This is a genomic window from Dolichospermum sp. UHCC 0315A (genome assembly GCF_008121535.1).
Lineage (GTDB): Bacteria > Cyanobacteriota > Cyanobacteriia > Cyanobacteriales > Nostocaceae > Dolichospermum > Dolichospermum lemmermannii.
Window position 1 is genome coordinate 4,063,891 of record NZ_CP043056.1, and the last position, 12,283, is coordinate 4,076,173.

Here is a 12,283-nt window from a genome sequence, read left to right on the forward strand (position 1 = left end):
TTAATTTGTTTAGCAGGGCTTAGACGAAAAAAGGTGAAGGATTTCTTTCAAACTCTCGCCACTGAGCGACTAGACCAGTATTAGGAATAATCTCTCGATAACGCTCACTCCATCCCGATTCCTTTGGATTAGATGTATTCCATTCAAAATAAACTCGATAGTCAAACAGATCGCAACTATGGCGTTCAATCTTTTCCCTTTCTGGCGTTTCACTCTCCACCGTTACATTAAACGTCTTCCGTCCCGTTGCGTCATAGCCAATATTTTCTGCCAACGCCATAAAAATCGGCTTATCGTCAGGCACAACCTCACCATCACCTAACTTTCTCAAGAAAACAATACTCGCTTTTACTCCCGCATCATAATAAGCAAAAGCAAACTGAGGCAAACTCACCACCGCCAAAATTTGGAAATGGGAAAGCATCCAATCTCTTACCCCTTGCAAAGAAGAATTAGTTAAAATCCCATCAGGTAAAACAATCGCCGCCCGTCCTTCCTTTGGCTTTAGATACGACCAAACTCGCTCAATAAAAAGAATTTCCGTTTTAATGCTAGTCCTTGCTTTAACCGCTTTTGCACCCCGTTTCGCATTGCGTTCACTTTGCGTAGATTCATCTGGCTCTGTATCCGTTGTCGCCTTATTCAAATAGTGCCGTAAATCAAACTGTTCTAAATAACCATCACCTTTCTCTGTTTGTTTCACAACTGATCCAAAAGGCGGATTAGTCAAAATAATATCAAACTTATTTTCAGATAATTCAGGCTTGAGAGTCGTTAATTTATCCAAAAAATTAAGGGCATCATGTCCAACAATATTTGTATGACCATCATCATGAATGATCATATTCATCTTCGCAACACGGGCTAATTCTTCATTAATTTCAATGCCAAAAAGATTGTGTTCAGCAAAATCATGCCAATGTTTGTAGTGACTGATTCCTTGACGGGCATCAGTTTTGTGTTTAGGATAACGCCGATTTGCCTCACGGCGAATATGATCAAGGGCATAAAGTAAAAAACCTCCCGAACCACAGGCAGGATCGAGAACCAGATGTTTACGTTCTGGATTTAATAGCTCAATGGAAAAAGCAATTAATTCACGGGGCGTAAAATATTGACCAAAATCACCCTTAAAGAATCCCCCCATAAATTCTTCAAAAGCAACTCCCTTTGTATCCAGTTCCGTGCGATCAAGGGATAAAGCCTCTAAATGTTCTACCACTTGAGCAATGACAGGCGGATCGATATTAATTTTGTCAGTAAAAACCCCTGGTTCTTTTTCCTGCTCATTCGTATAGAGTTTTAATATTCGTTTCGATAAATCCTCACTACTCTCACCATCACGACGCTGAAACGCATAAGGCTGTCCATCTTCAATATCAGGATTTTTCTCATCACGATATTTGACAAAGATCAACTTACAAAATTCACCAAATGCTGCGATAGGACTGCGGCGACCACCTTCCCAAAGCGTCTGATGACATTTCCGAATCGCAGAACGCAATTCTTCACGAGGAACAGCCGAAAGATCCTGCCCCTGCTTATTTTTATAAAATCTCCATTCAGGAGGTTTACCAAACCGCTTGGGAATATCCGTTAAATGGTTGCGATCGCGCTCCATTGGTGGATACTTTTGCTTATCATCAAAGCGCAGTAAGCGACGGGTTAAACCTGCGACAGATCCACAAAAAGGCGCACCTAAACTAGCACGATTGCCACAAGCCTGTTCAATTGATTGGGCAAACTCAGCATCACTAATATCCGAGCGCTTAATCTCAAATACAAAATAAGGATCTTTATATTCCTCATCCTTGTAAATCACTATATCCGCCAGATCATTAGGAGTCCGTCTAGGTACTTTCACCTCAAACTTGATCAATTTAGGATTATATTCATACTTATAAATTAATTCAGCCCAAAATTCAGCCCTAATCTTCTCTTCAGGATCAGACCAACGCTCAGAATGATCGGCAGCAAGGTAATAAATACGTTCTTTTTTACCTTCCCCTTTAATTTCTGCGTATCCATCTGCGATCGCTTTGTCAAGATAGGTGTCAAGTGACATTTTAGTTTCTCGTTGCTTAATTTTGGTCTAGCTACAGTTTAGCCCTCAATCATACCTATTTTAGCTAAGGTCAGCTTAATTTTTACATTTTCAAAATTCTTAACTTCTGCGATCGTTGATTTTAGATCAAGCCTTCGACGGGTAACAAAAAATTAAGGGATTGAAACCCATGAAGATGGGTTTTGCTTGTGTAGCTGCGGTTTCTAACTGCCAAGGCGAAAATAACTGATTTTTCTTCAACTAAAACTACTACAATGACTATTGATGCTAGATAATGGGAAAGCCTTGACATTTACCCAACCTAGCCCGGAACCAAAGAACTAACAACTATGCGAACTCACTATTGCGGCGAACTCCGAAAAGAACATATTGGTGAAACTGTTACCTTTTACGGATGGGTAGACCGTCGCCGCGATCACGGTGGTGTGATATTCTTAGATTTGCGCGATCGCTCTGGTATTGTCCAAATCGTCAGCGACCCCCAGCGCACCCCAAACTCCTATGAACAGGCTAACGCACTCAGAAATGAATACGTTGTAGCAATCACCGGTACAGTTAGCCAACGTCCTCCAGAATCCCTAAATCCCCGGCTTCCCACAGGCGAAGTAGAAATCTACGCAGATAAAATAGAACTACTCAACGCCGTCCGTAAACAGTTACCTTTCCAAGTTTCCACCGCAGACACGGAAACAGTCAGGGAAGACTTGCGGTTAAAATATCGTTATTTAGACCTACGACGGGAACGCATGGCGCAAAATATGCAATTGCGTCACCAAGTCATCAAAGCCATGCGGCGCTACCTGGAAGACTTAGAAGGGTTTATCGAAATCGAAACCCCTATTCTCACCCGTTCTACCCCCGAAGGGGCGCGAGATTACATTCTTCCCAGTCGCGTCAATGAAGGTGAATGGTTTGCTTTACCGCAATCACCCCAACTATTCAAACAATTATTGATGGTATCGGGAATGGATAGATACTATCAAGTAGCGCGATGTTTCCGGGATGAAGATTTACGTGCTGATAGACAACCAGAGTTTACCCAATTAGACATGGAAATGAGTTTCATGTCTGAAGATGAAATTATTGAACTCAACGAAAAGTTAGTTTGTCATATTTTCAAAACCGTGAAAGGAATTGATTTACCTCGTCCTTTTCCTCGTCTTCCCTACGCGGAAGCTATGAACCGTTACGGAAGCGATAAACCAGATACCCGTTACGGTTTAGAATTAGTTGATGTTTCTGACGTTTTAAAAGATTCCGGTTTTAAAGTTTTTCGAGAAGCTGTTGCTAATGGTGGTATCATTAAAATTCTCCCCATTCCTAACGGTAACGATGCAATTTCTAATGTTCGCATTAAACCAGGTGGAGATATTTTCCGAGAAGCCGCAGAAGCAGGTGCGAAAGGTTTAGCATATATCCGCGTGCGGGAAAATGGCGAAATTGACACCATTGGCGCAATTAAAGATAATTTGACACCGGAACAAAAGCAGGAAATTTTAACAAGAACAGGTGCAAAAGCTGGACATTTGTTATTATTTGCGGCTGCTGATACAAACACCGTTAATAAAACTTTAGATAGAATTCGTCAATTTGTGGCTAAGGAATTTAAGTTAATTGAGAAAGACAAAATTAACTTCCTGTGGGTGACAGAATTTCCCATGTTTGAATGGAATGCTGATGAAAAACGTTTAGAAGCATTACATCACCCATTTACAGCACCTCATCCTGATGATATCAGCGATTTAAAAACCGCCCGCGCTCAAGCTTATGATTTAGTATTAAATGGCTTTGAAGTTGGTGGTGGAAGTCTGCGAATTTATCAGCGAGAAGTTCAAGAACAGGTGTTTGCAGCTATTGGTTTATCAACGGAAGAAGCACAAAGTAAATTCGGCTTTTTGTTAGAAGCTTTTGAATATGGAACTCCTCCCCATGGTGGTATTGCTTACGGTGTAGATCGTTTGGTAATGTTGTTATCTGGAGAGGAATCAATTCGTGATGTGATTGCTTTTCCTAAGACTCAACAAGCTCGTTGTTTGTTAACAGATGCCCCTGCAAGTGTAGACGCAAAACAATTGAAAGAGTTGCACGTTGCTTCGACTTTTAAACCTAAGGTGTAAGGTTTGATTATTCCCTCTGCTTTTTTTGCAGGGGGGTTAATTTTGATTAAATTCTCACGCAAAGGCGCAAAGACGCAAAGGAAGAAGTTAGAAAGTTACATTTATTACCCACATTCCGCACCATTGACTGTCACAAACGGTGATTACGGAGGTAAATTGATGAAAAAGGAGTAAAAAAATACATTTATCTATAAAAAAATAAATTTTAGATAGGAAAGTTGGTTCAAATATATTCTCAATAAGAAGCAATAAAGAATAAGGGTGGTTTCTGGCAAAAAATATAATATAATTTTATTGTTAGTCTATCAAGACTTAATCATAACTTATATCCCACATTCCGCACCCCAAAATGTTACAGAGGGAAATTACGGAGATGAAAATCAAAGGGAGCATCAAAACAAACAGATAAAGTGAAAAAAGGCATTTGAGAAACAGTAAATCACCAAAAATGTCATCAAAATCTATTCTCAATAAGAAGCAATAAGAATGCACACCACCTGGAGAGGTCAATAGATAAGCGAAAGAAGATATTCAAGAAACAATTATAAGTTAGACTAATCAATTAAAGTAAAAAACGAAATTATAGACATAGTAAAATGGAGCTATAAATCAAAGAGATTAGCTCATCTTTACAAGAGAAATTAAATTGATAGAGATGATAATTAGCTGACTAATTGATAGTAACGTAAACAATCATCTGGTAAAAGACTCAAGATAAAATCTCTGTCCTTATTCCAATTAGAAATATGTTTCTCCTGATTGAGTGTAACCAAATGAATACACTGAAAGCATTGAAAAATCCAGCGTAAAGTAGGACGATTAGTTGCTTTGCCTAATTGATTTTTAATTGTTGATTTAGACTCCAAAAGAGCATTTCTAATATGACGTTGAGCCAAAGTATAAACCAGTAGACATAAACCCATAATCATTCCCAAAGACTCTATTCTCTCAGGACTTTTGAGGAAAATACTGTCGGCAAAAAATAATGGGTCTTTGAGAAAACCAAACCCCCTCTCACATGACTGCTGGGCTTTATATTCACTTAGCATAGAATCATTGCTTAGTTCCTGTGAATCTAAAACATTTGTCGCAATAATAAAACGTCCCGCACTCAGCAATTCTGTATTAATTTTACTTTCATTCTGGGAGACTGTAGCTGATATTTGGTAAGATATTTCTTCTGGAGAATCTTTTGTCTTAGATTCGATTTGAGTAACAATACTTACGTTAATTTGGTGATATTTGAATTGTTTTGATAATTTTGATAATGCCTTGATAGCATCTGCAACACATGCAAATCTCTCTTGTGATAACTTTTTCAAATCTTGCACAGCTTTTGATTCTGCTTTGGTAATTTTTTGTGTGAGCTTATGCAGGTCTGATTCTTTTCTTTCTTGACTTTGCACTACTAACCATCTTTGTTCTATCCCTGCATAATTTTGGATTTTTGATGCTAATTTATATCCTGGTATTGTACTATCAATAAATTCTGATTCTGCTAATGTTGATATTAATGTTTTTGCTGCTTTTATGCTTAATGGTACTCGACATAACCAACGTAATTCTGACATCATTTTCAGGTTTGATTCTGTATATAAAGCAGCGTCAGCAACCATGAGACTATTAACTTCTAATTGTTTTTGATATTCTACTGCTATTTGACCAAAACATGATGAATCTGCTTGATTTCCCGATGCTAGTTTTAAAAATATTGGGATGTCTCCATCTCCTGAACATATCATTTCTATGATGAATTGTTTTAAATCTGGTCTATGGTCACGGGAATAACCGTAGGTGATGGTTATTTCTTTTGGTGATTTTACTGCTAATTCTTCTAATTCTTGGTTATTTCCTACTTTTTGACTCTCAAATATTACGAATGGTAAGCTAGTGTTATACTGCCCATGCACGTGCATTGATGATGAGTCTAGATGTGATGTTGATAGTGATACTCCAAATTTTTGAGCAGCTTTTAAGGCTATGATAAAAAAGATTGTATCTAAGCCTTTTATAAACAGTTTATCCATGACTCTCCCCAATTTATCGTCGTTAAGATATTCTGGTTTTACTCCTGTTCCTATTAGATGCTCACAGGCGATTGTTTCAAAATATTGGGGAAACATATATAACGGTTTGGAGACAAATCCTAACCCGTTTATTATCATGGCTTTTACCACTTGACCTGCATTTACTTTTTCGTCTTTTTCGACTCCTATTAATTCATTTATTATTTCTACTATTCCGATTGAATCTATGATTCCTGCTACTATCCCTAGATGGTCTATGTTCTCAATTTCTATTTCTTGAGGTTTTAATTTCACAACAGTTTCCTCTAATACTTCTGTTGTCATCAATTATTTCTTATTTGGTTATCAATTCATTTTTTTCTTTTGTTACCAAGTTTCACTTTATCACACCACGTCCCTTTTAATGCTACTTATTCTCATTAAGCATCTTAATTTTTGAATTGACTTTAGTTATTATGTACTACTTTAAGGGCTTTTTTGATCTGTGACAGTTTGGGGTGCGGAATGTGGGTTATATATTGAGCGGATACGAAAAATGCACCTATTTTGGCTGATGGTGTCTAGTGTGTTAATTCTGAATCCCTTGTCCCATAAGACTTCATGCACAAAATGTGTCGCCCTATTTTTATGAGAAAGTGCCTGGAACAGATGTTTTCGGTATAAACTACGGTAACACCAATACTTTTCTGGACAATCCCTCCAAAAATACACAGAATTAACATACTAGATGGTGTCCCAAAATAGGTGCATTTTTTTTGAGATAAAAATCTGTAAAACCTTTATTAATAAACGGTTTTAGCTTTATTCAGCAAGCCCTACATATACATTTTCGCAGTTTTTGACCCCTTTTTTTCTTTTCTTTATGAGAAATCCGGGCAAAAAGACAGAAAAATTATTATTGCAACTTTTCCCAAATTCTTTGACAGGGTTCCATAATTAGCCCCTGAAAAATTGATTGAGTTGATGGGTGAATGTCTACTTTGTACAAAGATAAAAGACCTGTAGGACTTTTAAGATTTAACTCTCTTCGGGTAAGAGATAATGCTTGCGCTCGATGGAGTTCCACGGCTTGGAGTAAACCTGGATAACTCAAATTACGTAAAGCTAATTGACTATTTTTAGTGATATATATGGCATCATTTTGAAAAAGATATTCTAAGCTGATCAGGCTAGCATATACATCCACATCTTTTTCTATCCCTCCTAAACGGTGAGCATCTAAGCCAAAGCGAATGCAGAAATTGACAGCTACCAACTTCCCAGCTTCTTGAGCAGGTAAAGTGCAAGCTGCAAACTCAAATCCTAGGCTATCAGATCGCCATTCCTCTACACCAGAATTGGTATAGTTTCGGAAAATTTTATGCTTTAACTTGAAGTTAAATCCCAAACCACTCGCATGTCCTGCTTCATGAACTTGAGTATCTAGGTGGCGATAGCGTTCACCATTGATTTCGTCTTCTAACGGACCTAATAGTAAATTAGCTGTTTCATATTCAAATATTTTTCGGATACATTCGTGGCTGGAACCTAAAAAACGTCGTCGCTGCTCCTTTGCATTGTTTAATGCAGGACCACAAACACTATTAGGAAAACACCATCTATGTGGGACTACAAAGGCTTCACCACTTTCACCACTGACATTACCCCAACTAGCAATCTCGGTAAAGGAAAGGTTTATGGGAATTGGTTGTCCGAGTGTGCCAAATTTTGCCCGCACCAGATTTTCTAATTGTTCAATAGATGGTTCTTGGTTATCGTGTATTTTCCCGTAAAGTGCGCTTAACGTCACATTGGCTTGGCTTTGTCGATTTATTTGGTAAGGTGCGATAATTAAGAAATAGCCATTTTTACCAATAAAATCCATATTGATAAAGCCTGCTGACAAGATACTCCAATCGTTATTTTCTAAAGCATCGGCTGTGTTGAGTAGCCAAGTTGGAGGAAGTTCACAAGAGTTTTTAGCCTGTTGACGCAGTTTTTTGACAGCAATAGCAATTTCATTTCGCCCAATATCTTGGACTATTTGTTTAGTTAATTCTTGTTCATCTACAAAGATGGTTACCATTTTTTATGCCTAATGATTTAATCAAAGTTTGATATCGTTTATTGCTTTAGAGAGTGTTTGAAAAGTCTAAATTCACACTCTCTGGGCGATTTATAATCGCCGATAGCGTAGCGTGGCCTTAGAGGGTGTTTGAAAAGTTTTGAATGTATAGACTGACCCCTCTCCAAACCTCTCCCCTGCAAGGGGAGAGGCTTTAAAACCCCCATTCCCTTGCAGGGAAGGGGGGTAGGGGGGTTAGGTTTTTGGAGATTACTGGTTTGATATAATACTTTTCAAACAACCTCTTAGCCATAAACTTTTCCAACATCCTCTTCAATCTTACAAAAAAAGGGAACAGGGAACAAGGAACAGATAAGAAACTAAATTTACACCTCATAATGTAGTATGAGCCTTTTCAAGAATTATTCTTAATAAGGGTCAAAGAACTAGTAGTGGCAATTTCTGTGGTTTTTTGTCGCCGATAATCCTGTACAGTCAAAAGTTGCCAACTGGAATTTTGTGAAAGTTCCAGAACCCATTGATGATAATTAAATAAACTTTCCCGATGTCCCACACTAATAAATGTTGTTTTTCTCTCTTGTAATTGTTGATATAAATTACTTTCATTTTTCAAATCTAAAGCACTCGTTGCTTCATCTAATATAGTGAAACTAGGATGAGTAACTAACAGTCGTGCAAATGCAAGGCGTTGTTGTTCTCCCAGCGATAATATGTTCTCCCAAGGAACTTCTGTATCGAAGTTATCGACTCGACTTAGTAAGTTTTGCAGATTAACTTGTTGCAAAATATCTTTCAGTTCTGCGTCAGGTATTTGACGATTTGTACTAGGATAAAGTAACTGTTCGCGCAAAGTTCCTAAGATTATATAAGGACGTTGCGGCAAAAATAAGACTTCTTCTAAGGGTGGTCTCACCAGACGACCAGTCCCCGCATTCCACAAACCAGCGATCGCTCTCAACAGAGAACTTTTACCTCGACCACTAGGGCCAACAATTAATAAACCTTCTCCTGCTTTGACAGAAAGTGATAATTCTTCAACAATCACCTGCTCATAGTCGGGTGTTTGTAAAGTGACATGATCAAAAGCGATATGGTTTTCTTCTACTGTTTTAATGGTACTGACATTCTCTAGTTTTTTAGTAACTGCTTCTAAAGCATTTGAAAATTCATTTAAACGCTTAACGTAACTAGAAAATTGTCCATAAGTCCCAAATTCACTGATTAATTCACCCATTGCAATAGCAAACATATTAGAAGCTAAAGCGGCTTGTCCCAGTTGTCCAAAATCAATTTCACCTCTAATATATAAAGGTGCAAGTACTAAAAAGGGGAATATTTGGATAACAGATTGATATCCTCTGCTAAAAATGTCCGTCCCTCTCTCCCAACCTATCTTGCGTTGGGTATTTTTGAAAAGATGATTAAATCGCTTCGCAATTATATTTAATTCTTGGGGTTCTCCTTGAAAAAAAGCTATCGATTCAGCGTGATTCCTAACATGCGTCAAGGAATAATTGTAGTCAGCTTTAAATACGAGTTCCTCTTGATTAATTTTAGTCAATTCTTGATTTAAGTAAATGGCAATAACATTACCTATAATTGTATAAGCAAGCAAAATAACCGCAATCAGTCGGGAAATTGACAAGATAATTATGAAAAAAGTCCCCATTTCCAGGACTTTTTCCAGTAAAGTAGCCGAAAAATTCAGAGCTTTAGTGGTGACAGGTTCAATTTCTTGGGATAAACGCTGATCTGGGTTATCAATATCTGCTTTAAAGTTAATTTTATAATAAGCACGATTGCTTAAATATTTATCTAAAATATGATAATTGAGCCAGTTGTACCAATCAAGAGCAATTTGTTTTCTGACAAATTTAGAAAATCCTACTAAAAGCGTTAGAAAGACAAGTACAACAATATTGACTGATAAGGTGTTAATGAACTTAGAATAATCTTTTTCTTGAATCAGAGTATCGACCAAATAACGATTAACGAAACTACTAAAAGCATTCATACCCACAAGCGCGATTATTAGTAATATCAGGAGAATCAGCATTCCCCATGAACGAATCACGTCTGAGAATGCTCTTTCACCTTGCTTTGTTGGATACCAATAAGGTGCCGCAATCGCTTTTACACCTGCCAAAAATTGAGTAAAATCTGAAAAAGCATTTGTTATGGGTTGAGCTTGAACAACTTGGGTTGGCATATTTTAGAAATAAGATAAATTATGAATGCTGAATTTAAAAAATTAATTTTTTATGAAAAATTAATCATTCAAATAACGGCTACCCTTGGACTCCCTTCGACTCCGCTTAGGGTGGTCTGGTCAGTACGGCTTGCTTGATTTCTCTTACAAGCCCAGTCCCTTTAGGGCTGGGTTACTGACAATTCAAAGTAAAGTTACACCACCATCCACAGGCAAAATCACCCCTGTGAGATAGGGATTAGTAATTACACTTAACACTGCTTGCGCGATTTCTTCAGGTTGACCAAGATGCTCAACAGGTAAGGCGGCGATCGCCCATTTTGTCAGGTCTGAGCGTTCAGATTCGCTTTGACTGCTCCAGATACTTGTATCTTCTATCAGTCCAGGCGCAATCACGTTGACCCGAATCGGTGCAATTTCTAAGGCCAGTGAGCGCCCAAACACCGCAACAGCACCATTCGCTGCGGCGATGGCGGAAATACCCCCCATTTTTGAAGACTTGAAGATAGTGACACTGGATGTGAGGGTAATAGAGCCGTCAGGCGCTATATTTTTCAACGATCCACGCACAGCCAAGAACGTCCCCCAGAATTTATCCATCGCACCTTGAGCCGTTTCGGTGGTCATCTCTGCTAAAAGCGAGCGCGGCATATTTCTGTCTCCCATCGCCGTTACAATCAAATGATCGAAGTTGCCGATCTGCTCAAAAAAACCATTGACTGCATCCTCATTCAACAAATCAACAGTTTTACCCTCAATTCCCAGAGAAATCAACGCCATCGCCTCATTTAATTTCTCTTGAGATGAGTGGGAAAGTACAACTTTTGCCCCCATTTCTACCATTTTTTTGGCGATCGCCAAATCAATCCCTGAGCTTATACCAATAATCACCACTTTTTTGCCTGATAGCAACTGAAACATTGTCTTACCTCATCAAATAAAAACAGAACAAAATATCACATTAAGTTTACTGGCTTCTTTACTGAAACCAACAAATAATCTATAGATGAAGAATCTAGCAAAGCATCTATAGCAACCACATTGAAATTATAAGTTTCTTCATCTATCTTTCCTGTGTTAAATTCCTCTATAATCGAAGATTTTAAATCTCGGTAGTGTATTTTCCAGCATACCTCTGTCGCTTCCACAAATTCTATTGGCTGAAATCCTGCTTGTTGATAAAGACGTTTATAATCTTCAATATCTTTATCTTTGACAATATTTTCAGGAACAATCAAATCACCAAAATACTTTGTAGTGTCGAAAATGAGATCGGCGAGGATCAGATTTCCCCCTGGCTTCAATACTCGCATTGCCTCTTTCAGAAACTTCTCTCTTGTGTTAAAGTAAAAAGCAGCCTCCACACAGATGATGTTATCAAAAAAATCATCCTCAAATTCCATCTGCACAGCATCCATGCAAATAAATTTGCAGCCTGGCGCATTAACTATACTTCTTTCGATTTGTTTTCTGGAAATATTAATGCCCACAACATCCGCAGGGGAATAATAGTTAAGGAGATGACTGGTAGTTGCTCCCAAACCGCAACCAACATCGAGGATATTTCCCTGCTTTCTTGGAATAAATTCTAACAGCTTTTCCATCAGATTAAAACAGGCTTCATGCTGATTTTGAGTATCTGAGTGCCAATAACCCACATTGAAAAACTCTTTTTGACCATAGTAATCTCTAGTCGAGGTATTGAAAATTAAACTGTCAAATATACCGATAAATTCGTTTTTATCCATTTTTACTCACACTTGTTTATATTGGTTTTCATTGTGATCAACCCCACTCATC

General features: G+C 38.0%; 7 protein-coding genes. 1 reads left to right on the forward strand and 6 read right to left on the reverse strand.

The features are described 5' to 3' along the window. Positions 1–19: 19 nt before the first annotated feature. Positions 20–2,065 carry an N-6 DNA methylase gene (locus BMF77_RS19510; protein ID WP_148765121.1) on the reverse strand — a complete coding sequence of 682 codons (2,046 nt, stop codon included), beginning with the start codon at positions 2,063–2,065 and terminating at the stop codon, positions 20–22. A 329-nt stretch (positions 2,066–2,394) separates the two neighbouring features. On the opposite strand from BMF77_RS19510, the gene aspS reads away from it, so the two are divergent. Beyond that, positions 2,395–4,182 (forward strand): aspartate--tRNA ligase, encoded by a 1,788-nt coding sequence (aspS, locus tag BMF77_RS19515; RefSeq protein WP_148765123.1) that lies wholly within the window; start codon positions 2,395–2,397, stop codon positions 4,180–4,182. A 662-nt stretch (positions 4,183–4,844) separates the two neighbouring features. On the opposite strand, the gene BMF77_RS19525 is transcribed toward aspS, so the two are convergent. From BMF77_RS19525 to BMF77_RS19550, 5 genes are all read right to left on the reverse strand, one after another. Further along, a complete protein-coding gene (locus BMF77_RS19525; RefSeq protein WP_148762535.1) occupies positions 4,845–6,533 on the reverse strand; it encodes an IS1634 family transposase in 1,689 nt (562 codons plus the stop codon). Positions 6,534–7,104: 571 nt separating this feature from the next. Next, positions 7,105–8,274, reverse strand: coding sequence for a DUF6014 family protein (locus BMF77_RS19530; protein WP_148765125.1), 1,170 nt, complete (start codon positions 8,272–8,274; stop codon positions 7,105–7,107). Between the two features lie 394 nt (positions 8,275–8,668). After that, the gene (locus tag BMF77_RS19540; protein ID WP_148765129.1) at positions 8,669–10,483 is read right to left on the reverse strand and encodes an ABC transporter ATP-binding protein/permease; all 1,815 of its coding nucleotides are present in this window, start codon (positions 10,481–10,483) and stop codon (positions 8,669–8,671) included. Positions 10,484–10,666: 183 nt separating this feature from the next. Beyond that, positions 10,667–11,404: an SDR family oxidoreductase gene (locus tag BMF77_RS19545; RefSeq protein ID WP_148765131.1), complete on the reverse strand. Its 738-nt coding sequence runs from the start codon at positions 11,402–11,404 to the stop codon at positions 10,667–10,669. A gap of 35 nt (positions 11,405–11,439) precedes the next feature. Next, entirely contained in the window at positions 11,440–12,231 is a 792-nt protein-coding gene (locus BMF77_RS19550; protein WP_148765133.1) for a class I SAM-dependent methyltransferase, read from the reverse strand. Positions 12,232–12,283 lie beyond the last annotated feature (52 nt).